Source organism: Mycobacterium colombiense (assembly GCF_001953985.1).
In the GTDB taxonomy this organism is placed as follows: Bacteria; Actinomycetota; Actinomycetes; order Mycobacteriales; family Mycobacteriaceae; genus Mycobacterium; species Mycobacterium colombiense_B.
In genome coordinates, this window is the sequence record NZ_MBEI01000062.1 from 66,622 (window position 1) to 90,534 (window position 23,913).

Genomic DNA, 23,913 nt, shown 5'->3' on the forward strand with positions numbered 1-23,913 from the left:
TGCCCCTGGGGCCGGTGGGCTGTCAACCCAGTATTGAGTGTGGTTCGCTCAACTTGTCGATCATGTTAACGGCGGTTGGTCCCGCCTTGTTCCCGGGGTGGCTGAATATTCGAGGGCCCGCCGGTGACTTCCTCGATCAGCGCGAGCAGCACCTGGGTGGCCGCGCTGGCCTGCCGGGCCGCCGAGGTCGCGACGTAGAGCCGCCACTGCAGGTCAGGACCGGTGATCGGGACGCTGACCAAGCCCGAGCTGTCGCTGCCCTCGAGGATGAACCAGCTCAGAAAACCGATTCCCAGCCCCTTGCGGATGCAGGTCGCCGCGGTGCCGATGTCGGCAACCTCCACCGCGACGGTCCGCTCGACACCCGCGGCCGCGAATGCGTTGTCGACCACGGTGCGGTTGCCGTATCCCGGAGGCCCGTCGACGAACGACATGCCCGCCAGGTCGGCCAGCGAAACCGCCTTGCGCCGGGCCAGTGCGTGCTCGGCGGGAACGACCAGCAGCAGGGGCACCGAGGCGACGAGCCGGGTGTGCAGGTCAGCCGGCGGCGGACCGGTGAACACCAGGAAGGCGACGTCGAGGTCGCCGTCGCGCAGCTGAGCGGCCAGACCGGCCGACCCGGCGCTGGCCGCGCGCAAGTGAACCACGACTTCGGGATGGCGGGCGTGCAGCTCGGCGAGCACGGTCGGCACGTCGATGACGCTGACCGACGTCAGGGTCCCGACGGTGACGGTGCCGCGCACGGTGCCCCGGGCGGCGCCGACCGCGTCCTTGGCCGCGCGAGCAGCGTCGAGGGTGGCCCGCGCGTGGGGTCGCAGCGCTTCGCCGGCAGGGCTCAGTGCCACGCCGGCCGCGCCCCGGACGAACAGGTCGGTGCCCAGTTCGCGTTCGAGCGCCTTGATGGTGGCCGACACCCCGGACTGCACGACGTGCAGGCGCTTGGCCGCCGCCGTGAAGCTTCGGCTGTCCGCGACGGCCAGAAAGTACTCGAGATGGCGAAGCTCCACCCCCGCGATTATCACCGGCGATGATGGCAACCATCAGAAGATATCGTTGGTGCTGATCAGGACGCCGGGCATACCGTGACAATGCCCATGGATCAGCACGCCCCCACCGAGATCAGCACGCGCTGGTCGTCGGCGTCCGCCGACGACAGGTTCGTCGTGGAAAACCCCGCCACCGGCCAGGTCGTCACCGTCGTGCAAGGGGCCGGTAGCGAGCAGGTCGACCAGGCCGTACGGGCCGCGCACGCCGCGCACCTGACCTGGAAACAACGCCCGGCGCGCGAACGCGGCCGCTACCTGCGGCAGATCGCCGACGTCATTCGCGCGCACGCCGACGAGATCGCGGCCCTCGAGTCGAGGGAGATGGGCAAGCCGATCAGCCAGGCGCGCGGCTTCGACGTCGAAGCCGCGATCGGGATCTTCGAATACTTCGCCGGCATGGTCGAGGTGCTGCCGAGCCAGGCGCGCGACTACGGCCCGATTTTCGACGTCACCACGCTCGAGCCCTACGGCGTGATCGCCGGCATCGTGCCCTTCAATTGGCCGCCGATCCACACCGCCGGAAAGGTCGCGCCCGCACTGGCCGTCGGCAACGCCGTGGTGCTCAAACCGCCGGAGCAGACGCCCTCGGTGGTGCTGCGACTGGTCGACCTGATCCAGTCGGTGCTGCCCGATCCGGTGGTGCACGCGGTGCCGGGCGGGGGTGAGGTCGGCGCCGCGCTGGCCGAGCATCAACTCGTGGGCAAGATCTCCTTCACCGGGTCGCCGCGCACCGGCTCGGCCGTGCTGCGCACCGCGGCCGGCAACCTGACGCCGGCGCTGATGGAGCTGGGTGGAAAGAACCCGCTGCTGGTGTTCGACGACGCCGACCTGCGCGAGGCGCTGCTGGCCGCCATCGACGGCGGCTTCTTCAACCAGGGTGAGGCGTGCACCGCGGCGTCGCGAATCCTGGTGCAGGACAACATCTACGCGGAGTTCGAGGAGAAGCTGTGCGCCGCGGTGCGCCGGCTGCGGGTGGGCGACGGCGCCGACCCGGCTACCGACGTGGGTCCTCTGGTCACCCGGGCCCAACGCAAGCAGGTGCTGGAATACCTCGACATCGGCGTGGCCGAAGGCGCCCGCATCGCCGCCCAGGCGCCGCTGCCGCAGGATCCCCGGCTCGCGGACGGCTACTACGTCGCACCGACCGTGCTGACCGGCGTCACTGCGTGCATGCGGGTGGCCCAGGAGGAGATCTTCGGCCCGGTGGTCGCCCTGATCCGGTTCAGCGACGAGGCCGAGGCGGTGCGCATCGCCAACGGCACGCCGTACGGGCTGGTCGCCGCTGTGTTCACCGCCGACGGCGACCGGGCGCAGCGGGTGAGCCGGCAGATCCGGGCCGGGGCCGTCTTCGTCAACAACTACGCGCGGGTGGCCATCGGCAGCGGATTCGGCGGCGTCGGCCACAGCGGGTTCGGCCGCGAGCACGCCCAGGAGACGCTGGCCGAATACGGCTACACCAAAACCATCCGCTGGGCCGCCAACCGCGACAAGCTGCCGTACTGGAACGCCGCCACCAGGGTCCTCGGAGGATAACTCAGATGCGTGTCATAGCGCTCGAAGAGCATTACGCCACAACCGAATTCCTGGAAGGCCCAGGCACCTGGCTGGCGTCGCGGCCCGGGATCGTGGAACCGGCCAGCGATCTCGGCGACGGCCGCGTCGCGGCGATGGACGAGGCCGGGGTGGACCTGGCGGTGCTGTCGCTGGCCGCGCCCGGGGTGGAACAGCTGGATCCGGATGAGGCGGTGCGGCTGGCCCGCGACTGCAACGACCAGCTCGCCGCCGCGGTGCGGCGGTACCCGAATCGGTTAGCGGGCTTCGCCACCCTGCCCACCAGCGCCCCCGACCAGGCGGCCGAGGAACTCGAGCGGGCAGTGCGCGGGCTCGGCTTTCCCGGCGCGGTGATCAACGGGCACAGCCGAGGCCGCTACCTGGACGACCCGTTCTTCGAGCCCATCCTGGCCCGCGCGGCCGAGCTGCAGGCCCCGATCTACCTGCATCCGACCATCCCGCCGGCGGGCGTCATCGAATCCAGCTACGCCGGCTTCGCCGAGCCCGTCACGTTCGCACTGGCGACTGTGGGCTGGGGGTGGCACATCAACACCGCCACCCACGCGCTGCGCATGATTCTCGGCGGCGTCTTCGACCGTCACCCGTCGTTGCAGATGATCATCGGGCACATGGGCGAGGCGACGTCGTTCATGCTGCCCCGATTCGACGCCACCCTGAAACCGGAACTGACCGGTCTGCAGCTCGCCGTGAGTTCCTATCTGCGAGAGAACTTTCACTACACGTTCGCCAACTTCAACGACCACGCGACGTACGCGAACCTGGTGGCGCAGGTGGGGATCGAACGCGTGGCCTTCTCCGCCGATTACCCATTCGGGTCGATGGTCGACGCCCGCGCCTTCCTCGACGGCTTGCCCCTGTCGGACGACGAGCGGGCCGCCATCAGCCACCGCAACGCCGAAAAGCTGTTGGGGCTGTAGCGGCTCTGGTCCGACGGTTCGGTCACGCGGCGATAAACCTGGGTCATCGGCTCGGTATCGATAGCCGCGCCAGGGCAGCGACTTTCACCTCGCGGTGCGTAACCTGAGTGCCGCTGATCGAATCGTCTGGGGAGCGGCGGGTGCGGTTTTCGGAGAAGGCGCGGCGGAGCCTGGCCGGTGGTTCGCTGCTGCTCGTAGCCCTGGTGGGCGGCTCGGAGCTGGTCTCCGGCTGCAGCTCGATCATCGGGGGCCGGCCGGTGGCCTCGCCCGGAGCGGGACCCACCGAACCCTCATTCCCCACCCCCAGATCCACACCGCCGTCGGCCACCGCCGCGCCGGCCCCGGGCCCGTCCGCCGCGCCGAGCAACCCGACCAACCCGGCGGGCGCCATCCCGCTGCCGCCCGACCAGAACGGCTACGTCTTCATCGAAACCAAGTCCGGCGTGACGCGCTGCCAGATCAACAAGGACACCGTCGGCTGCGAGGCACCGTTCACCAACTCCCCGCTGCAGGACGGTGAGCACGCCAACGGCGTCAGCATCAACACCGGCGGCAAGGTGCAGTGGGTGCTGGGCAACCTGGGGGCCATCCCGACGGTCACCATCGACTACAAGACCTACGCGGCGCAGGGCTGGACGATCATCGCCAACGCCGACGGCACCCGCTTCACCAACGACCAGACCAAGCACGGCATGTTCGTCAGCGTCGAGAAGGTCAACACGTTCTAGAGGCTCGAAAGATCAGCCGTCCCAGACCAGGTGGCCGTCGGGGCGACGGCGGGCACCCTCCGCGGGGCGATGAGGAGTGAGCCGGCCGTCCGGCATGAGGTGTTGCACGGGCACCCCGCGCCCGAGCGCCGTCACGTCGGCGATCAGCCGCCGGTGGCAGCGCCACCAGACGCTCTCGCTGCACATCACCGCCGTGGTGCGCCGGGCCGCATCGGCCAGGACCTCGTCCAGCGCCGCGTCGAACTCCGGCGTTCGGGTGTATGCGGCGTACGCCCGGAACGCGGCCACCGTCCACCAACTGTCCGGCTCCGGTTCTCCCGCCGCGATATGCCGCCGCCCGCCGAGGCGCGGCTCCCACCGATAGTCGATGCCGGATTGCGGCAGCCAGCATTCCAGGGCCTCGCGGCGCACGTCCGGATTGGTCCGACTGGCCGGGTATCGCCGCACATCCACCACCAGCGCCACTCCCGCTCCGGCAAGCAGCTCCGCCAGCCGCTCCCGGCCGACCGCCCCGTGGCCCACGGTCAGCAACACCCGCTCCATAGGGACAGCTTGCCCGGGATCGGCGGAGGTTCCGGCCAGAGTGCGAGGTGAATTGATTACCGAGCCTGCTTCGATAATGTTGCCCATGAGCTCGGGAGGGGTGGCGATGCGAGCGGGGTTGATCAGCAGTCGGGCGAGCAGCTGAAGATTCGATGCAACTGCAATACCTCAACGTCCCGGCCCTGATTGGCGTGGCCGGCGGCAACCCCTGGGCGATCAATGCGAGCCTGCAGGCGGGCAGCCCGTCGCAGATTTCGAACCTGGCCGAGGCGTTTCGGCGCGCCGGCCGATGCACGAAGGAGGCCAACGACGCGTTCGAGCGGGCCCGCACCCGCTTGGAGGCCGCCTGGAACCACCAGAATGGCGATCATCCGATCACCGGCTCCGATGAAGTGCAGCGGGTGACGAAAACCCTTGGGGCGCAGTCGCTGCAGATCCCGAAGATCGGTGCGGACCTGGAGAACATCGCCGCGACGTTGGCCGAGGCACAGCAAGCCGCTTCCGGCCAGATCGCGTCGCTGGAAGCAAAGCTGCAAAACCTCGACGCTCTGATCGGCGAAGCCGACGAGATGGAAGACGACGACGACCTCAGCCAGGCCGACTTCGATGCGCTCGAGGCGTTTATCGCCGAATGCGAAGACGACGCCGTTGCTGACACCAAAGCCGCGCTGACCCGGCTGCAAGCGACACGCGACGGATACTCCAAGTCGTTTCAGGACGCGATGGGCACCCTGCACGCGGACGGATATGACGCTGTCGGCACCCAGGCGGGACCCGGCCCGACGGGACCCGGCCCGGCAGCGGGCGAGCCGCCCGGCGGGGGCCCCAAGTTGACCCCGACGCCGGCGGACGTAGCGATCGCGGGTGCGGGCGCGGTGGCCGGAGGTACCGCTGACGGTGTGCGTCAGGCGGCGACCAACCTGATCGCCGAGTCTCCCGGCACGGGTCCCGGAAAGGCCGATCCGGGCTTATTGAAGTGGCTGGAGGATCCCAAGATCGGTGGCGTCGAGATCACGGGATTCTCCCGTCTCGGCGGGGTGGTCGCTGCCGCCAGCGCGGTACCCGCCGTCATGTCCGATATCCATGACGGCAACTCCGTGCCGGAGGCCGTCACCCGGGAGGGCGTGGGCGTCGCCGCCGGGCTATGGGCGGGTGCCGAGATTGGTGCGGCGGTCGGATCGGTCGTTCCGGGGGCCGGGACCGCGGTCGGCCTGGTGGTCGGCGCCGGCGCCGGAGCGGTCGCCAGCTACCTGGCATCCAAGGGCGTCGAAGCGGCCTGGCACCCGGTCGCGGACGCGGTCGGTAGCGCGGTGCACGGCGTGGAATCGGTCTTCGGTTTCGGGTAGGGGCACGTTCGATGCGATTCGATGAGTTCGTGCAGGAATCCGGCGTCCCGGTGTCCCCGGTCGACCGGTTCGTCGGATATGTGCTGGATGTGGGGTTACCGCCGGGCTGGGAACCCTTCGACTCCGCGGTCGGAGCCCGTGTATGGGTCTGTCGCAACGATCCGTGCATCGACGTGTTCTGCGCCAACGCGGTGTTGACGATGCATCGGGTCGAGGCCGCGCTGGACCCCGCCGAAGCGTTCGCCATGCTGGTCGAGCAGCAATCGCAGACGGCGCCGGGCTGTCGTGAACTGCGCCGCGAACTAACCGCGGCCACCGAAGGCGCCGGAATCGCGGGAATGCTCGCGATGCAGATCGCGCATGAACTCGGGATCGTCGACAGCGTGTCACGATCGAGGATCATCACGGCCGAACAGGAGACGCTGATCGCGCAATTGACGGTGACCGCGCTGCACGATTCACCGGTGGACAGGGCACAGAACTGGCTCGAGGTCCGACCGGGTCCGGCGGCAGTCCCCGCCCCCGCCGGCCAGCACCGCACAGCGGTAATCGCGGAGCGGGACGGTCACTGATGGCCGGTGGCGGGACGAAAGGCGGTTGGGGCCGGGTGCTGCGCTACTCCTTCGGAGGCTTCCTGTGCCTGGCGGCTGGCATCAACGTGCTGGTCGGATCGACCTGGTATCTGCCTCTCGGCGTCGCCGTCAGCGGCGCCATCATCCTGATCGGGGGGCAGCGCCGGATCTTCCGCCCCGGGGTCAGCCGAAACGGTGACGAGATCATCTGTCGCTACATTCCCTGGTACGAGGGCAACGCGTACATCGCGCTAGTGCTGGTCCCCCTGCTGGGGGTCGCCTCTCTTGCGGCGGGGTATGCGCCCGGCAATCCGGCGTGGCTCCGTTTCCTCGGCATCCTCATCTTGGCCGTGACCCCGCTGACCGGGTACGGCATCGTTCGCATGTGGCGTCGCTGCCTTCTCGGCATTACCCGGACGGCGTTGACCGTGCGGTTGCCCGAGCGAAAGAGCGAGTTGACCGAGATCCGGCGCGAGCTGGTCGAGTCGATCGAGCCCAAGCTCATCCCGCAGCCGCGGGGTGGTCGCTCGCTGCAAGTCGCAATCGCCTACCGCCCCGTGGACGCCGGCGGTGACACCGCCAAGACCGTGATGCTCGGGCTGCGGCTGAGCGTTCCGCCGGTCAACCTCGTCAACGCACTCACGGCCTGGAGAGACGGCGCCCGCGACGACCCGAGCGAGCTGCTGGATCGGATCGAAGGGATTCTTCGAGGAAGCCCGACGGCTGGCGAATGACCTGCCCGATCAGAGCTTGGAGCCCAGCCCCGCGATCAGATTGATCGTCACCGCCAGGACCACCGCCCCCAGCAGGTAGGACACCAGCGCATGGCGCAAGACCGTCGCCCTGATCGACGCCAAGCCGATCTCGGTGTCCGACACCTGGTACGTCATGCCGACGGTGAAGGCGAGATAGGCGAAATCCCGGAAGCGGGGCGGCTCGGGATCGTGAAAGTTGATGCCGCCCGGGTCATCCGAGTAATAGAGCCGCGCGTAGTGCACCGAGTACAACGTGTGCACGGCCACCCAGGACGCTGCAACGGTCAGGACGCCGACGACGGCGGCAGCCAAGGCTTCATGGCCCGAGCGTGAACCCGCGGCCACCACGTAGCCGACGCCGCCCAGGCTCGCCATGCTCGCCGACAGGATGACCGCGTCGGCGACCCACCGGGTCGGATCCTCCCGCGTTGCCCATCGGCACGTCTGCGCGGCGTCCATGCCGAGCAGGCTGAGGTGCGTCCACGCCGCATACAGTCCGGCGGTGACGATCCAGCCGGCCAGCGCGTACCGCCAACCGACCGTGTTGCCCACCACGACAGCGACGGCGACTCCGACGGCCACGCAGACCGATATCCGGACCGCGACCGTATCTCGCAACAGTTTCACCAGGGAATCCACGACCTTGACCTAACCACCAACACGTCGAGCAGGGTTGGCATCAGGAGATTGGCAGGTGTGGTCAGTACCATCGGTGCCGTGGCATCCAATGGCCCACGCGACGACTTCCACAACCAGCCGACGCAGCATGGCGACTTCGGTGTGAGCGAACAGCCACCGACCGGCGAGATTCCGCCGGCCGGTCCCCCGCCCGAGGGATTCGAGCAGTCCAGCGACGTGGACCCGTTTGACCAGGAAGCCGAGCCGACACCCTGGTATCGCAAGCCCAAAATGCTGATCGCCTGGCTAGTCTCTGTCCTCATCCTGATCGCGTTGATCGTCTTCGGCATCATCGAGCTCATCAACGGACAACAGAACGTTCCCCACGCGCCCAAAACGACGACGCCGACCAGCACGACGACAACCACGACGACGACCCCGACCACCACCACGACCACCACGTCCTCGCCCAGCAGCAGCGCCGAACAGCCGCCGGTGCAGCAGCCGACGCAGCAGCAGCCCACCGGGGGACAGACGCAGCAGCCCACGCACCACCACCATGTGCCGCAGCTGCCGTCGGTGATCACCATTCCCGGGGTGCCGAATCCGGTCACGGTGCCGCCGGGCCTGCGGTAGCGGGTCGGTGTCGAACCCGATCACGGTTCCACCGCGCACCGCCGGCGAAGCCCTACACTCGCTGCAATCCACGGTCGCTACGGTGAGGATCAGCGTGCGACGGCAACGGACGACTGACACAGGGGTGTAGCAGATGAGCGAGTCGCTCGGGCTATCGATCGGAGTGGCCAACCTGGTTGCCGCCCGCGCGGGCAGCGCTCCGATAACCCGCAGCTCCGTACTGACCCTGTTCGAACAGCGGCCCACGGAAGTTGGCCTGCCAGAAGAGAATCCGAACCTGACCGAACCCGGCCTGGTGCTGCGGGGCTTCGTCGAACGCGTCGGCGACCGCGCGCCGCTGGTGGCGGCCGACGGCACCAAGTACCTCGGTGCGGCGCTGACGGTCGAGGCGATCGAGGCCATGGCCCGCGCGGTCGGCTACGGGACACCGATCACCATCGCGGTGCCCGCCTATTGGACCGACGACCAATTCGCGGCGCTGCGCGAGGAGTTCTTCGCCCAGTCCGACCTGGCACGCGGCGGGGTGGCGCCGATGCTGGTGTCCGACGCCACGGCCGCGCTCGCCGCGCTGCGCGGCACGCCGGGATTCGCGGCCGACGGCGTTATTGCGCTGTGCGACTTCGGCGCCGGCGGCACCACCGTCACCTTGATGGACGCCAAGGCCGGCTTTGCGTCCGTCGGGCAGGCCACGCGGTACACCGATTTCTCCGGCGACGCGATCGATCAGCTCATCCTGGATCACCTGCTGGCCTCCGACGTCAGCACCGCCATGCTCGGCGGCACCGCGCGGGTGGGGTCGCAGGCCCGCCTGCTCGGCGCCTGCCGCCGCGCCAAGGAACAGTTGTCGAGGGCCGCGGTGGGCACCATCGCGGGGGCATCCGGCGACGGTGCCCAGTTGTCCCGCACCGAATTCGAGCAACTGATCTCCGCCCCGCTGGACCGTCTCCTCGCGTCGGTCGATCAGTCGTTGCGGCGCAACGCAATTCCGAACGCCAGGCTGAGCGCCGTGGCGATCGCCGGCGGTGGCGCGAACATCCCCCTGCTCAAGGCGCGGTTGGGGCAGCGCTTCGGGGTGCCGGTGCACAGCACCGCCCAGCCCGCCCTCAGCGCCGCCCTGGGCGCGGCGGTGCTCGGCCCGCATTACGCGTCGGGGGCAGCCCCGACCGCCGCGGCCGCCGCCGTGGAGACACCGACCGAGATGGTCGGCACCGCCGGGCTCGACATGACCCAGGCCGCCTGGGCGGCCCAGGCCACCGACGTCGATGACGCCCTGGCCTGGTCGCAGGACGCCGACCACGACGAGCCGGTGCCCTACACCGGCCGCGACGCCACGGGCGAGTACGCCAATGAGGCAAGGGAATTCGACGACGCGACGGGCAGCCGCTACGCCTCCGGCCAGGGGAAACTGCCCTGGTACAAACGCACGGCGCTGGTGTTGAGCGTGGCCGGAGCGGGCGCGGCGGTGCTGGTGGCCCTGATATTGGCGATCAACCTGCTGCTCACCAAGTCCACCCCGGTCGCTCCCACGTCGCCGCCCACGTCGCCGCCCAGCCAACCGTCGCAGACGGTGACCATCACCGGGCCGAACGACAGCACCACCGTCACCGTCGTCCCCGCTCCGCCGCCAGCGTCCAGCGAGGCGCCGGCCACCACCACGACGACGCCCGCGCCGGCGCCGTCGACCACGACCACGACGGCGCCGCCGCCGAGCACGACGACCACCACCGCCGCGCCCACCACGACGACGCAGGCAACCACCACCGCGGCGCCGACGACCACGCGCTCACGACCGATCTTTCAACCCCCGTTCGGGCGCTGACAGGTCGAATTACCCCCAGGCCGGCAAAGGGCCCCGCTAAAGGGTCATTTAACGAAATTTTGGTGGCGCTCATCACTCCGACAAGCGTCACATTGGGTTAGTGGGTATTAACCAGCAGGCCAGAGGCATCGGCGAACGGCAAGTTAGGGCAGCCTTTCTCGCGCGGAAAGCTGCGAAGATGTAACTATGAGCGGGGCTTAAGCAGGCAAATAAGCACGAGCCGAATTATCTATGCATTGGGGAGAACTTCTGTGACGACGCAGATGCTCATCAGGCTGATCGTGGGCATGGGCATGACGCTGGTCGTGGCCGCACTCGCCGCACGGCGTGTCCTGTGGCTGTTCAAGCTGATCACGTCCGGGAGGCCGGCCCCGGGGCACACCGACGAACCGGGCAAACGCGTCTGGGCGGAGGTCTCCGAGGTCTTCGGCCAACGCAAGCTGTTGAAATGGTCCATCCCCGGCCTGGCGCACTTCTTCACCATGTGGGGCTTCTTCATCCTGCTGACGGTCTACATCGAGGCCTACGGTCTGCTGTTCCAGGACAACTTCCACATCCCGATCATCGGCCGCTGGGACGCGCTGGGCTTCCTGCAGGACTTCTTCGCGACCGCGGTCTTCCTCGGCATCGTCACCTTCGCCATCATCCGGTTGATGCGCAGCCCGAAGGAGATCGGACGCGAGTCACGGTTCTACGGCTCGCACACCGGCGGTGCCTGGCTGGTGCTGTTCATGATCTTCAACGTCGTCTTCACCTATGTGTTCGTGCGCGGGGCCGCGGTCAACAACGGCACGCTGCCCTACGGCAACGGCGCCTTCCTGTCGCAACTGTTCGGCGCCATCCTGCGACCGCTGGGCCAGCCCGCCAACGAGATCATCGAAACGACTGCGCTGCTGCTGCATATCTTGGTCATGCTGGCGTTCCTCATCATCGTGCTGCACTCCAAGCACATGCACATCTTCACGGCGCCCATCAACGTCATCTTCAAGCGGCTGCCCAACGGGCTCGGTCCGCTGCTGCCGCTGGAGTACGACGGCAAGCCAATCGACTTCGAAAACCCGCCGGACGACGCCGAATTCGGTCGCGGCAAGATCGAGGACTTCAGCTGGAAAGCCATGCTGGACTTCGCCACCTGTACCGAGTGCGGGCGCTGCCAGTCGCAGTGCCCGGCGTGGAACACCGGCAAGCCGCTGTCGCCCAAGCTCGTCATCATGGACCTGCGCGACCACTGGATGGCCAAGGCGCCCTACATCCTGGGCGATAAGGAAAGCCCCCTCGAGAGCACGCCGGAAGGCGGTGTCGGCGAGGAACTGTCCGGGGAGAAGCACGCCGAGGCCCACCACGTTCCCGAGTCCGGCTTCGGCCGCGTCATGGGATCCGGCCCCGAGCAGGCCAACCGGCCGCTGGTCGGCACCGAGGAACAGGGCGGCGTCATCGACCCCGACGTGCTGTGGTCCTGCGTGTCCTGCGGCGCCTGCGTGGAGCAGTGCCCGGTGGACATCGAGCACGTCGATCACATCATCGACATGCGCCGCTACCAGGTGATGATGGAGTCGGAGTTCCCCTCCGAGCTGTCGGTGCTGTTCAAGAACCTGGAAACCAAGGGCAACCCGTGGGGCCAGAACGCGTCGGACCGCACCAGCTGGATCGACGAGGTCGACTTCGACGTGCCGGTCTACGGCGAGGACGTCGACAGCTTCGACGGGTTCGAGTACCTGTTCTGGGTGGGTTGCGCCGGCGCCTACGACGACAAGGCCAAGAAGACCACCAAGGCCGTCGCCGAGCTGCTGGCAATCGCCGGCGTGAAATACCTGGTGCTCGGCACCGGCGAGTCCTGCAACGGCGACTCCGCCCGCCGCTCGGGCAACGAGTTCCTGTTCCAGCAGCTGGCCGCCCAGGCCGTCGAGACCCTGGACGGGCTGTTCGAGGGCACCGAGACCGTCGACCGCAAGATCGTCGTCACCTGCCCGCACTGCTTCAACACCCTGGGCCGCGAGTACCGCCAGCTCGGCGCGAACTACTCGGTGCTGCACCACACCCAGCTGCTCAACCGGCTTATCCGGGATAACAAGCTGGTGCCGGTCACCCCGGTGTCGCAGGACATCACCTATCACGACCCCTGCTACCTGGGCCGGCACAACAAGGTCTACGAGGCGCCGCGCGAGCTGATCGGGGCCGCGGGGGCGAACCTGACCGAGATGCCGCGGCACGCCGAGCGCAGCTTCTGCTGCGGCGCCGGCGGCGCGCGGATGTGGATGGAAGAGCACATCGGCAAGCGGATCAACCACGAGCGCGTCGACGAGGCGCTGGCCACCGGGGCCGCGACCGTGGCGACCGCCTGCCCGTTCTGCCGGGTGATGGTCACCGACGGCGTCAACGACCGGCAGGAAGAGGCCGGCCGCAGCGGTGTCGAGGTGCTCGACGTCGCGCAGATCCTGCTCGCGTCCCTCGAATACGACAAGGCGACGCTGCCGGAGAAGGGCACGGCCGCCAAGGAGGCCGAGAAGCGGGCGGCTGAGGCGCCCAAGGCAGCGACCGCCACGGCGACCGCACCCGCCGAGGCGCCGGCCGAGGAGGCACCCGCCAAGCCCGAGGCCGCCCCGAAGGCCGAGGCCGCCGCGGCTCCGGTCAAGGGGCTGGGCATCGCCGGCGGCGCCAAGAGGCCCGGCGCGAAGAAGGCGGCGGCCGAACCGGCCGGCGAGGCCACCGCTCAGGCGGCCGCCCCAGTCAAGGGACTGGGCATCGCCGGGGGCGCCAAGAGGCCCGGCGCGAAGAAGGCCGCACCGGCGGCCGAGACCGCCAAGGCCGATGCACCGGCCGAGGCAGGCGGCGAAGCCAAGGCACCCGCCGCACCGGTGAAGGGCCTGGGTCTGGCGGCGGGCGCCAAGCGACCCGGCGCCAAGAAGGCCGCACCGGCTGCCCCGAAAGCCGAAGCCCCCAAGGCCGAGGCGACCGCGGAAGCGGCCCCCGCCGCCGAGACCGAGACCAAGCCCGAGGCCAAGGCGCCCGCGGCGCCGGTCAAGGGACTGGGCATCGCTGCGGGCGCCAAGCGACCGGGTGCCAAGAAGGCGGCGCCGAAGGCCGAGGCCCCCAAGGCCGAGGCCGAGCCGACTGAGGCTCCCAAGGCCGAAGCCGAGCCGGCGCCGAAAGCGGAGCCGGCAAAGCAGTCCGACGGCGAAGAAGCGCCGCCGCCGCCACCCGTCAAAGGCCTGGGCATTGCCCGTGGGGCGCGTCCCCCGGGCAAGCGCTGACCTGCGTCTTTCACGCTTGACAGCAAATTTCAGTGGACAGTGATGGCACCATTAGTGGTGTGACCACCCATCACCTGCATCTGCACGCGCCTCATCACCGGCCGCAACGCAGTTTCGCGCAGTCGTCGAAGCTTCAGGACGTCCTGTACGAGATTCGCGGTCCGGTGCACGCGCAGGCCGCGCGGCTGGAGGCCGAGGGGCACCGCATCCTCAAGCTCAACATCGGCAACCCGGCGCCGTTCGGCTTCGAGGCGCCCGACGTGATCATGCGGGACATGATCCAGGCCCTGCCGTACGCCCAGGGCTACTCCGACTCGCAGGGCATCCTGCCCGCCCGCCGCGCGGTGGTGACCCGCTACGAGCTGGTCGACGGCTTCCCCCGGTTCGACGTCGACGACGTCTACCTGGGCAACGGGGTGTCCGAGCTGATCACCATGACGCTGCAGGCGCTGCTCGACAACGGCGACGAGGTGCTGATCCCGTCGCCGGACTACCCGCTGTGGACGGCGTCGACCTCGCTGGCCGGCGGCACGCCCGTGCATTACCTGTGCGACGAGACCCAGGGCTGGCAGCCGGATATCGCCGACGTGGAGTCCAAGATCACCGACCGCACCAAGGCGCTGGTCGTGATCAACCCGAACAACCCGACCGGCGCGGTCTACACCAGCGAAGTCCTCACCCAGCTCGTCGATCTCGCGCGCAAGCACGAGCTGCTGCTGCTCGCCGACGAGATCTACGACAAGATCCTTTACGACGACGCCAAGCACATCAACGTGGCCTCGCTGGCGCACGACATGTTGTGCCTGACCTTCAATGGGCTGTCGAAGGCCTACCGGGTGGCGGGCTACCGGGCCGGCTGGCTGACGATCACCGGGCCCAAGGATCACGCCGGCAGCTTCATCGAGGGCATCAACCTGCTGGCCAACATGCGGCTGTGCCCCAACGTGCCGGCGCAGCACGCGATCCAGGTGGCCCTGGGCGGCTACCAGAGCATCGACGACCTGGTCCTGCCGGGCGGGCGGCTGCTCGAGCAGCGCGACGTCGCGTGGACCAAACTCAACGAGATCCCGGGGGTGTCCTGCGTCAAGCCGGACGGTGCCCTGTACGCGTTCCCCCGGTTGGACCCCGAGGTCTACGACATCGACGACGACGAACAGCTCGTCCTCGACCTGCTGCTGCAGGAGAAGATCCTGGTCACCCAGGGCACCGGCTTCAATTGGCCGGCACCGGATCACCTGCGCATCGTGACGTTGCCGTGGGCCCGCGATCTGTCGGCCGCGATCGAGCGGCTGGGTAACTTCCTCGTCGGCTATCGACCGTAGGCGCCCGCGGGGCCGCCTCTACGGTGGAGCGGGTGACGCACTCCCACTCGCACAGCATGCCGTCGGGCCCGTCCGCCGTTGATCCGTTGCCCGCCAGGATTGTCGTCGGGTTGCTGGTCGCGATCGGCGTGGCGGTAGCCGTCGGCGCCGTGGTGCTCTGGCCCAGCCGACAGCACGTCGACATCCCGATGCCGCTGCAGAACGCGGCCGGCGGCGCGGTGAGCACGCAGGCCGGGCACGTGCTGTCCAGCGGGTCGGGCGACTGCGGCAGCCCGTCGGTCAGTCAGGTCCTCACCGGCGTTCCGCAGCAGGCCCCGCCGGGCGCGGGACGCTGCGTCTTGACCCAGGTCTTTATCGATTCGGGCCCCAACGCCGGGGCCCAGACGCTGCTGGAGTCCTCCCCCGGGCCCGGCCAGCCGAAATTCGCGGTGGGCGACCACATTCGGCTGGTCCGGCAGGTGGACGACCAGGGCGCCACCAGCTACGCGTTCTACGACTTCGAACGTGGCTGGGCGCTAACCGGTTTGGCGATCGCGTTCGCGGTGGTCGTCGTGGCGGTGGCGCGGTGGCGCGGGCTGCTCGCGCTGGTGGGCATCGTGGTCGCGTTCCTGGTGCTGGTGACGTTCCTGCTGCCGGCGCTGCGCGACGGCGCACCCGCGGTCCCGGTGGCGCTGGTGGCGTCGGCGGCCATCCTGTACGCGGTCATCTACCTCGCGCACGGGGTCAGCCTGCGGACCAGCGCCGCGCTGCTGGGCACCCTGTCGGCGCTACTGCTGGCCGCCGGATTATCCTGGGCGGCAATAGAACTGGCGCAGCTGACCGGCCTGTCGGACGAGCAGAACAGCACCGTCAGCGCGTATCTGGGCAATGTGTCGATCGGCGGCCTGCTGCTCGCCGGGTTCATCATCGGGTCGCTGGGTGTGCTCAATGATGTGACGGTGACGCAGGCCTCGACGGTGTTCGAGCTCGCCCACCTCGGCGGCTCGCGGCGGGCGATCTTTCTGGGCGCCATCCGGGTGGGCCGCGATCACATCGCCAGCACGGTCTACACGCTGGTGCTGGCTTACGCCGGTAGTTCGCTGCCGCTGCTGTTGCTGTTCAGCGTCGCCAACCGCTCGTTGACCGACGTGTTGACCAGCGAGAGCGTGGCCATCGAGATCGCCCGCTCGGCGGTGGGCGGCATGGCGCTGGCGCTGTCGGTGCCGCTGACGACGGCGATCGCCGCGGTGCTGGCCAAACCTACTGAAACCGGCTCCGCTCCAAGAGATCCAGCAGATAGCCGCCGTAGCCGGACTTGAGCAGGTTGTGCGCGCGCTCGGCCAGCTCATCGTCGGTGATCCAGCCCCGCCGCCACGCCACTTCCTCGGGGACGCTGACCTTCAGGCCCTGCCGTCGCTCCAGGGTGCGCACGAAGTCGCTGGCGTCCAGCAACGAGTCGAACGTCCCGGTGTCCAGCCAGGCCGTGCCGCGGGCCATCACCTCGACCGAGAGCCGGCCCCGGTTCAGATAGATCTGGTTGACCTCGGTGATCTCATACTCGCCGCGCGCCGATTTCTTGAGGCCCTTGGCGATTTCGATCACGTCGTTGTCGTAGAAGTACAGACCCGGCACCGCGTAATTGGACTTCGGCGTCTTGGGCTTCTCCTCCAGCGACAGCGCCCTGCCGTCGTCGCTGAACTCGACGACACCGTATGACGACGGGTTGGCCACCCAGTACGCGAAAACCGCTCCCCCGCTGATGGATTGGAAGCGGCTCAGGCTGGTGCCCAGCCCCGGGCCGTAGAAGATGTTGTCTCCCAACACCAAAGCCACCGGCTCGTTGCCGATGTGGTCGGCGCCCAGCACGAAAGCCTGGGCCAGACCGTCGGGACTTTCCTGCGTCACGTAGGTGATGTTGACGCCGAACTGCGAGCCGTCGGCCAGCAGCCGCTGGAATCCGGCCGCGTCGTGCGGGGTGGTGATCACCAGGATGTCGCGGATTCCGGCCATCATCAGGGTGGACAGCGGGTAGTAGACCATCGGTTTGTCGTAGACCGGCAGCAGCTGCTTGCTGATGCCCGTGGTGATCGGATGCAGGCGGGTGCCCGACCCGCCGGCCAGGATGATTCCGCGCATGGATAACTCCTAATGTCCTGATGGGCCTATTCGATGGCGTCGGACTCGGTGAGTTCGGTAGCTGCCAGCGCCGACGCCAGGCTGTCGTGCCGGAACACCGAGGTGACGTGGTCATGGACGACGCGGAACGCCAGCGCGTTGGTGGCCTCCCCCTGCCCGCCGGGGCTGCCCAGTTTTTGTTCGACGACGACGACCCCGTCGTGCACGTACATCTGACCGAGCTGCGTGGACGCCCGGTGCGACGAGGCCCAGTTGCGCAGTGCCTCGTGGCCCTGCGCGGCGCCGTGCGCGTCGCCGATCTCGATGTCGTCGCTGGATAACGCAATCAACGTGTCGAAATCCGCGCTGTCGAGGGCGTCGTGCCATGCCAGAACGGTGGCGATCTCCGATGTGGTCATGGTGTGCAAGTTACCGTGCGGCCCCGCGGCTAGAGAGGCGTACGGTCCAACCAGCGCTGCCACACGGCGTCGTCGCCGAACAGCTCGATGTCCGTGTCGGCCAGCGGCCGCCGGCGCAGGATCGCCAGCAGCAGCTCGGTGGCGCCCCCACGCAGCGCGGCGCTGCCCTTGCCGTGCTGGTGCGACCAGACGATCCGACCCTCCTCGACGGCGATCGTCCACTCGCCGGCTTCACCCAGGCCGGGATCGGTGGCGTGCAGGTGCAGGGTGTCGCCCTCCTCGAGCGGAAGCGGCGCCCCCTGGCCGCCCGCCTGGATCGCGACCCGCTCCAGCCATTCGGTGAGGCCGTCGGCGGCCACGCCGGGGTCTAGGGCGAACTCGCTCCCCAGCGCGATCGCCGCGTCGGCCCGATGCACCGCGACCTCGTGCAACCGGCGCCTCACCCACCAGTTCGCCGGGCGCGACCCGAGGAATGTCCAGACCGGTGTTTCGACCCCGGTCAGCTCGACGGCGTCGATCAGCCGCTGGGCGCCGCCGTGCAGCCAGGCGATCGCACCGGCGGGGTCCGGCGGCGGCTTGCCGCCCTCCACCGTGCGCGGGTCGAGGTAGCTGTCGAGTTTGTCGCGCACGATCTGCGCCGCCCAGCGGTCGCCGCGGCCGACATGGCGGAACAATTGCCGCAGGGTCCAGTCCGGGCAGGTGGGCACCGGCGTGGACTCGTCGGCATCTTCAAAAAGCTCCGCGAAGGCCCGATTCTCGTCGAGGAATGCTCCGGCATAGTCCACCCGGGTCAGGTTACCCGCCGGGACGGTTGCCCTCCGCTGCCGAGTACCTTGCGATGACGATTGCGCGCACTGCAGGATGTCAGGTACGTCGAGGCATGCCGGCCGCCCGGGTCGCCGAATGCCCTTGTCCCCGAGAGGTGCTCATGCCCGATGACAACGCGAGCCTTCCGGTCGCCCGCACGGCGATCCGCGAGTTCTGGGAGCGTGAAGGGTCCGAGTACGACCAGCGGACCGCGCACGGCATCTCCTCGGAGCCCGAACGTCGACGGTGGGCGCAGGCCCTGAGCCCGATCCCCCCGGCGTCGCGGGTGCTCGATGTCGCCACGGGCACCGGCTTTGTCGCGCTGTTGCTGACCGAGCTCGGCCACGAGGTGACCGGCGTCGACGCGTCCGAGGCGATGCTGGCGCGGGCGCGCGCCAAGGCCGCCGAGGGCGGGGTGACCGTCACGTTCGTGGAGGGCGTCACCGAGACGCTGCCGTTCGCCGACGCGAGTTTCGACGCCGTGACGGCCCGACACTTCATCTGGACCGTGCTCGAGCCGCAGCGGGCCTTCGCGGAATGGCGCCGGGTCTTGGTCCCGGGTGGGCTGTTGATCGCCGACGTGTCGCTGAACCCGCACGTGGCGGGGCATCACTACACCCAGGACGTGGCGGCCAGCCTGCCCTTCCGCGAGATCCCCGACCCCGCACCGGTTGTCGACGCACTGCGGTCAGCCGGGTTCGACGAGGTCGACGTCGAAGTTTCCGACGACGGTGGCGACTACCAGCGCGCTCTGCTGCGCGCCCGGGTGGGTTGCACGCCCGGATGACGCCGAATGTTGTTGAAGCCGAGCAGTTTCGGGCTTGCGGCTAGGGGCGCGGCGCGCCCAGGCGGTAGACCCGCCAGCCCGCCTGCTGCCAGCGGGCGACGTCCAGGCAATTGCGGCCGTCGACGATGACGCGGGCGCGCACCCGGTCGGCCAGGCCGTCGGGGTCCATGTCGACGAACTGGCGCCACTCGGTGAGCACCAGCACCGCATCCGCGCGCTCGCAGGCCTCCTCCACGGAGACGGCGTAGTTCAGCGTCGGGAACAGCCGCTGCGCGTTGTCCAGGGCCTTGGGGTCATACACGTTGACCGCGGCGCCGTTGAGCTGCAGCTGACCCGCGACGTTGAGCGCGGGAGAGTCACGCACATCGTCGGATTCGGGCTTGAACGCCGCACCGAGCACCGCGATGTTGGCGCCCAGCAGCGAGCCACCGCAGGCGGCGCTGGCCAGTTCTACCATCCGGGTGCGGCGGCGCATGTTGATGCTGTCCACCTCGCGCAAAAACGTCAGCGCCTGGTCGGCGCCCAGCTCGCCGGCGCGCGCCATGAACGCGCGAATATCCTTGGGCAGGCATCCGCCGCCGAAACCCAAACCGGCATTGAGGAATTGGCGCCCGATCCGGGGGTCGTAGCCGAGCGCATCGGCCAGCAGGCTGACGTCGGCGCCCGCGGCCTCGCATACCTCGGAGATGGCGTTGATGAACGAAATCTTGGTCGCCAGAAAAGCATTGGCGGAAACCTTGACCAGCTCGGCGGTCTGCAGGTCCGTCACCAAGAACGGCACCCCTTCCTCGAGCAGCGGTCCGTACAGCTCGCGCACGGCCGCCTCGGCGCGCATCGAATCCTGTTTGACCCCCAGCACGATCCGGTCCGGGTGAAGGGTGTCCTGCACGGCGTAGCCCTCGCGTAGAAACTCTGGATTCCAAGCGATTTCGATGTCCACACCAGACGGCGCCAGCGCGGCCGCTCGTTGGTTCAACTCGGCCGCGGTGCCCACCGGCACCGTCGACTTGCCAACCAGCACAGCCGACGTCGTCAGCCGCGGCACCAACGCATCGATGACGGCGTAGACGTGGCGCAGATCCGCGCCGTACTCGCCCTTCTTCTGCGGTGTGCCCACCCCGAGGAAGTGCACGTCAGCGAAGTCGGCCGCCATCTCGTAATCGGTGGTGAACCGCAGCCGGCCCGCGGCCAGGTTCTCCTTCAACAGCTTTCGCAGGCCGGGCTCGTAGAACGGGATGTCGCCCCCGGCGAGCTTGGCGACCTTTCCCGGGTCGATATCGACCCCGAGCACGTCGTGTCCCAGTTCCGCCATCCCAACCGCATGGGTGGCGCCGAGGTAACCCGTGCCAAACACGGTGCATCGCATACAACCGGTGTAGGTGGTCGCCATGAGCTAATTGCATCGCGAGGTTGAGCGCGAGGCAAACGGCAGATGACAGGTGACTGCCGTCAGACCTCGTGGCGATCGCGAGCGCGGCGCAGCCGGGCGAAGCGGGTCGCCACCATCGGGACTAGTGGCGACCGAAGCCGCCGCCGCCGTGACCTCCGCCGAAGCCGGGGAAGCCGCCGCCGCCATGGCCACCGCCACCACCGGGGAACCCGGGGAAGCCGCCGCCGCCGTGTCCCCCTCCGTCACCGCCACCGTGGCCGCCTCCCGGAGGTCCACCGAAGCCCGGCCCGCCAAGGCCCGGGATCGGCAGCGGAATGGGCACCGGAATCGGCGCCACCGCGGGCGGAGGAGGCGGCGGAGCCACCGGCGCCGGTGCGGGGGCTTCCGGCACCGGAATGGGAGCCGCCTGCACCGGGGCGGGAGCCGCCGGCGCCGGAGCGGGTGCCTGCGGAACGGCCTCGGGAGCCGGAGCTTGGGGAGCCGGTGCGGGTGCCGCCGGCGCGGGTGCCTGCACGGGGGCCGGCGCCGCAGGAGCGGGAGCCGGCCGGGTGGGCGCGACGACGACGTTCTGGTTCGGGTTCGGCCGGACGCTGGCCGTCGGCCGGATGGCGATGGCCAACGACACCACCAGCGCCACGACGCCGATGACGAAGATGGCCGCCACCGCGCTTCCCACCAGCCGGAAGGAGCTGCGCTCGTGGTAATCCGCGCCGACCAGCGCCGTCGCGGCGGTCTGCGAGCCGGTGAAGAACTCGTCCGGGTCGTCGGGCACGGCGCTGTATGCGAGTCCGTCCGCGCCGGCCTCGCCCGGGTTTTCGAAATAACCCGGCGCCACGGCGAGCGGGTTGATCGCGCCGGTGCCGGGATCCTGCGCGTAGGCCAGGGCCGCGGTGGACGACGAGAACAGCGGTGCGTGCGCCGACGCCAGCGCCGCGCCGCGGGCCAGGGCCGTGTCCGGTTCCTCGGGCGCGGTCAGCGGCAGAGTGGTAGCCGCCTCCAGGGCGGGCTTGATCAGCGGGATGTCGATGCCGGAGCCGACGACGAACACGGCGTCCGGGCGCGTCTCCAGGTTCTCGGCGCTGGACACCATCGCGGCCAGCTGGGCGACCGCCGCCTCGTCATCGTCGGGCAGGGCCTGCCGCTGAACGTCGGCAATGGATCCGTCCGCGCTGTCGACCACCGCCAGCGTCGCGGTGTCGGGCTCGATGTAGAGGAGCGCGGTCTGCGCGTAGTTGGTCTGGTGGCCGACCGCCTGGGCCAGCGCCGCCGCGGCCAGGAAGGCCGAGACGAGCATCACATTTTCGACCTTGTGGGCGGCCAGCTTGTCGCGCAGTGCGGCGGCCTCGAGGGGGTCGGTGAACGTGACCCCGGTCGACGCCAGTTGGTAGCCGCCCTCTGCTGCGCCCTGACGCGTCCCCAAGATGGCCGAGACTACCTGGTCCGAGGCGGTTACCGTTGCTGCATCTGCGGCAGCGGCGACATTGAAATTGTCTTCATCGACGGTGGCACCGTCGCCGTTTTCCCCCTCGACCAGCACCATCCGGACTGCCGTCGGGGCCATCGACACACCAAGTACGGTGTCCAAAGCTCCTCCAATAGTCGTTTGCTAGCCAATCACGGTGGGGGCGGGCTCGTCGCACGATGTGGTGGCGCGAGAGATCGCTGAGTCCCCACCGGTATTCCCCTAACGCCCCGATTTTACGCGCGTTCGGCGCTCGGGTGGCGGCCCGGGACGGGGCCGCGAGCGGACTACGGCGACGGGATCTGCGGAATCTGTGGAATCTGCGTACCCAGGTGACGGTGCAGCCAGTCATCCCAGTGTTGATGGTCACCTGAATGCGGCGAGGGTTGCGGCGGCGGCGCGGGGGCCTGCGGCGGGGCCGCGGGCACTTCCGACGGCGGGGGCGGGCCGGGCGGACCGGCGTCCGGATTCTGCGGGGCGACGACGTTGGTGCTGACGTCGGGCTGCTGGTCCGCGTGCGGGCCGATGCCGAAGGCCAGTGCGAGCGCCAATGCCACGATGCCGCCGACGAAGACGGTGGTGACGGCGGCGATAGTCAAGATCGACTTGCGGCTGCGCCGCCGCAACTCGGCGGCCAGCTGGGCGTCAGAGGCCGGGTCGTCGACGGCGCTGTAGGCGAGTTCGATCGCAGCGGCCGACGAAGTCTGCGCGGCCGGCATCGAGACCGTGCGGGGAGCTCCCAGCTTTGCGTTCGCCGCGGCCAACGAGGCGCCGCGCGCCAGGGCCATCTCGGGTTCCTCCGGCGTGGTCACCGACAATGCGGTCGCGGCCTCGAGCGTCGGCTTGATCGACGGGATGTCCACCTCCGAGCCGACCAGAAACACCCCGTCGGGCCGCGCGGTCATCGTCTCGGCGCCCGACACCATCGCGGTCAGCTTCGCCAGTGCGGCGTCGTCGCTGCCGGGCAGTGGGTGCCGGTGCACGTCGGTGACGGTCCCGTTCGAGGTGTCGACGACCGCCAGAGTCGCGCTGCCCGGCTCGACGAGCAGCAACGCGGTGCGCGCCCAGTTGGTTGCGCTGCCCATGGCCTGGGCCAGCGCGGCCGCGGCCATGACCGCCGAGACCAGCATAACGTTCTCAATCTTGCGGGCCGCCAACGCGTCTCGCAGCGCGGCCGCCTTGACGGGGTCGGTCCAGCTCACTCCGCTGGATCGGAGCCGGTACCCGCCCTGGGCCGCGCTGTCGCGCGTGCCGAGGATGGCTGCGACCACGTGATTCGCTGCGGCGCTGGGGGTTTCGTCGCCGGCGACGTTGAAACCGTCCTGGTCGACGGTCACCCCGCCGGCGGCCTCACCTTCGATGAGCACCATGCGGACCGTTTCAGGTGCCATAGACACGCCGAGTACGACGTCCATCGCTCCTCCAAATCGTCCAATTGGTTGCTGCGACATGCCAGGTCAGCTGCGTTGCCGCTACCTCGGGGGTCTCGCGATTGAGAGTCAGCCGGACGTACGAAGGGTTCTGGCCGCGGCTACATCCCCGATCTGCCAGCCTAGCGCGCCCGGTCAGCTAAACCCGGGAAGCGCGACACGCTATCGGTGGCCATGACCACCGCCGCCGTGACCGCCGAAACCATGACCCCCACCGAAACCATGGCCGCCGCCGAAACCATGGCCCCCACCGAACGGCCCATGACCGCCGCCGAACGGACCGTGGCCGCCGAAGGGCCCGTGGCCACCGCCGAAGCCGGGCACCGGCAGGCGGGGCGGCGGCAGCCGGGGCGGCGGCAGCCGGGGCGGTGGCAGCCGGGGCGGCCGCCGCCCCCCCGC

General features: G+C 69.3%; 22 protein-coding genes. 13 read left to right on the plus strand and 9 right to left on the minus strand.

Annotated elements, in window-relative coordinates; translation table 11 throughout:
- Nucleotides 1-65: 65 nt before the first annotated feature.
- Nucleotides 66-1,007 carry a LysR family transcriptional regulator gene (locus A5732_RS20540; RefSeq protein ID WP_076103147.1) on the minus strand — a complete coding sequence of 314 codons (942 nt, stop codon included), beginning with the start codon at nt 1,005-1,007 and terminating at the stop codon, nt 66-68.
- 87 nt (nt 1,008-1,094) lie between these two features.
- Between A5732_RS20540 and A5732_RS20545 the strand changes: the two genes are divergently transcribed.
- From A5732_RS20545 to A5732_RS20555, 3 genes are all read left to right on the plus strand, one after another.
- Nucleotides 1,095-2,579 carry an aldehyde dehydrogenase family protein gene (locus tag A5732_RS20545; protein ID WP_076051452.1) on the plus strand — a complete coding sequence of 495 codons (1,485 nt, stop codon included), beginning with the start codon at nt 1,095-1,097 and terminating at the stop codon, nt 2,577-2,579.
- 5 nt (nt 2,580-2,584) lie between these two features.
- Nucleotides 2,585-3,535, plus strand: coding sequence for an amidohydrolase family protein (locus tag A5732_RS20550; protein WP_081396064.1), 951 nt, complete (start codon nt 2,585-2,587; stop codon nt 3,533-3,535).
- A 170-nt stretch (nt 3,536-3,705) separates the two neighbouring features.
- On the plus strand, nt 3,706-4,263 hold the full coding sequence (locus A5732_RS20555) for a hypothetical protein (protein ID WP_419538239.1): 558 nt from the start codon (nt 3,706-3,708) through the stop codon (nt 4,261-4,263).
- 12 nt (nt 4,264-4,275) lie between these two features.
- Here A5732_RS20555 and A5732_RS20560 read toward each other — a convergent pair whose 3' ends face one another.
- Nucleotides 4,276-4,797, minus strand: a complete 522-nt coding sequence (locus tag A5732_RS20560) for a DUF488 domain-containing protein (protein ID WP_076051453.1) — start codon at nt 4,795-4,797, stop codon at nt 4,276-4,278.
- Between the two features lie 161 nt (nt 4,798-4,958).
- Here A5732_RS20560 and A5732_RS20565 point away from each other — a divergent pair, with 161 nt between their 5' ends.
- Genes A5732_RS20565 through A5732_RS20575 form a run of 3 tightly spaced genes read left to right on the plus strand, consistent with a single transcriptional unit; the run spans nt 4,959 to nt 7,458 of the window.
- Complete coding sequence (locus tag A5732_RS20565; RefSeq protein ID WP_076103148.1) at nt 4,959-6,152, plus strand: hypothetical protein; 1,194 nt, start codon at nt 4,959-4,961, stop codon at nt 6,150-6,152.
- Nucleotides 6,153-6,163: 11 nt separating this feature from the next.
- Nucleotides 6,164-6,724 carry an LpqN/LpqT family lipoprotein gene (locus tag A5732_RS20570; RefSeq protein WP_076103149.1) on the plus strand — a complete coding sequence of 187 codons (561 nt, stop codon included), beginning with the start codon at nt 6,164-6,166 and terminating at the stop codon, nt 6,722-6,724.
- The gene (locus tag A5732_RS20575) at nt 6,724-7,458 is read left to right on the plus strand and encodes a hypothetical protein (RefSeq protein ID WP_076103150.1); all 735 of its coding nucleotides are present in this window, start codon (nt 6,724-6,726) and stop codon (nt 7,456-7,458) included. The genes A5732_RS20570 and A5732_RS20575 overlap by 1 nt, the downstream gene beginning before the upstream one ends.
- A 9-nt stretch (nt 7,459-7,467) precedes the next feature.
- Here A5732_RS20575 and A5732_RS20580 read toward each other — a convergent pair whose 3' ends face one another.
- On the minus strand, nt 7,468-8,118 hold the full coding sequence (locus tag A5732_RS20580; protein WP_076103151.1) for a DUF1345 domain-containing protein: 651 nt from the start codon (nt 8,116-8,118) through the stop codon (nt 7,468-7,470).
- 78 nt (nt 8,119-8,196) lie between these two features.
- On the opposite strand from A5732_RS20580, the gene A5732_RS20585 reads away from it, so the two are divergent.
- The 5 genes from A5732_RS20585 to A5732_RS20605 all read left to right on the plus strand — a co-directional run bounded on the left by A5732_RS20585 (nt 8,197) and on the right by A5732_RS20605 (nt 16,423).
- Nucleotides 8,197-8,733, plus strand: a complete 537-nt coding sequence (locus A5732_RS20585; protein WP_076103162.1) for a hypothetical protein — start codon at nt 8,197-8,199, stop codon at nt 8,731-8,733.
- A 133-nt stretch (nt 8,734-8,866) separates the two neighbouring features.
- The gene (locus A5732_RS20590; protein WP_076103152.1) at nt 8,867-10,552 is read left to right on the plus strand and encodes an Hsp70 family protein; all 1,686 of its coding nucleotides are present in this window, start codon (nt 8,867-8,869) and stop codon (nt 10,550-10,552) included.
- Nucleotides 10,553-10,803: 251 nt separating this feature from the next.
- Nucleotides 10,804-13,803, plus strand: coding sequence for a (Fe-S)-binding protein (locus tag A5732_RS20595; RefSeq protein WP_076103153.1), 3,000 nt, complete (start codon nt 10,804-10,806; stop codon nt 13,801-13,803).
- A 32-nt stretch (nt 13,804-13,835) separates the two neighbouring features.
- The gene (locus A5732_RS20600) at nt 13,836-15,125 is read left to right on the plus strand and encodes a pyridoxal phosphate-dependent aminotransferase (protein ID WP_076103154.1); all 1,290 of its coding nucleotides are present in this window, start codon (nt 13,836-13,838) and stop codon (nt 15,123-15,125) included.
- A 32-nt stretch (nt 15,126-15,157) separates the two neighbouring features.
- A complete protein-coding gene (locus A5732_RS20605) occupies nt 15,158-16,423 on the plus strand; it encodes a YibE/F family protein (protein ID WP_076051455.1) in 1,266 nt (421 codons plus the stop codon).
- Here the strand turns inward: A5732_RS20605 and rfbA are convergent.
- From rfbA to A5732_RS20620, 3 genes are read right to left on the minus strand one after another with little or no spacing between them, the layout of a single operon-like run.
- Nucleotides 16,365-17,240, minus strand: a complete 876-nt coding sequence (gene rfbA / locus A5732_RS20610; protein ID WP_076051437.1) for a glucose-1-phosphate thymidylyltransferase RfbA — start codon at nt 17,238-17,240, stop codon at nt 16,365-16,367. The genes A5732_RS20605 and rfbA overlap by 59 nt on opposite strands.
- A gap of 26 nt (nt 17,241-17,266) precedes the next feature.
- Nucleotides 17,267-17,638, minus strand: coding sequence for a hypothetical protein (locus tag A5732_RS20615; RefSeq protein WP_076051438.1), 372 nt, complete (start codon nt 17,636-17,638; stop codon nt 17,267-17,269).
- Nucleotides 17,639-17,667: 29 nt separating this feature from the next.
- A complete protein-coding gene (locus tag A5732_RS20620) occupies nt 17,668-18,423 on the minus strand; it encodes a maleylpyruvate isomerase family mycothiol-dependent enzyme (RefSeq protein WP_076103155.1) in 756 nt (251 codons plus the stop codon).
- Between the two features lie 143 nt (nt 18,424-18,566).
- On the opposite strand from A5732_RS20620, the gene A5732_RS20625 reads away from it, so the two are divergent.
- Nucleotides 18,567-19,232, plus strand: a complete 666-nt coding sequence (locus tag A5732_RS20625) for a class I SAM-dependent methyltransferase (RefSeq protein WP_076051440.1) — start codon at nt 18,567-18,569, stop codon at nt 19,230-19,232.
- Between the two features lie 40 nt (nt 19,233-19,272).
- Here the strand turns inward: A5732_RS20625 and A5732_RS20630 are convergent, their stop codons facing one another.
- The 3 genes from A5732_RS20630 to A5732_RS20640 all read right to left on the minus strand — a co-directional run bounded on the left by A5732_RS20630 (nt 19,273) and on the right by A5732_RS20640 (nt 23,499).
- Complete coding sequence (locus A5732_RS20630) at nt 19,273-20,598, minus strand: UDP-glucose dehydrogenase family protein (RefSeq protein WP_076051456.1); 1,326 nt, start codon at nt 20,596-20,598, stop codon at nt 19,273-19,275.
- 145 nt (nt 20,599-20,743) lie between these two features.
- A complete protein-coding gene (locus tag A5732_RS20635; RefSeq protein ID WP_432760625.1) occupies nt 20,744-22,207 on the minus strand; it encodes a DUF7159 family protein in 1,464 nt (487 codons plus the stop codon).
- 164 nt (nt 22,208-22,371) lie between these two features.
- Nucleotides 22,372-23,499, minus strand: a complete 1,128-nt coding sequence (locus A5732_RS20640) for a DUF7159 family protein (protein WP_076103156.1) — start codon at nt 23,497-23,499, stop codon at nt 22,372-22,374.
- Between the two features lie 219 nt (nt 23,500-23,718).
- On the opposite strand from A5732_RS20640, the gene A5732_RS27385 reads away from it, so the two are divergent.
- A partial coding sequence (locus A5732_RS27385; RefSeq protein ID WP_216351588.1) for a hypothetical protein occupies nt 23,719-23,913 on the plus strand: 195 nt, incomplete at its 3' end.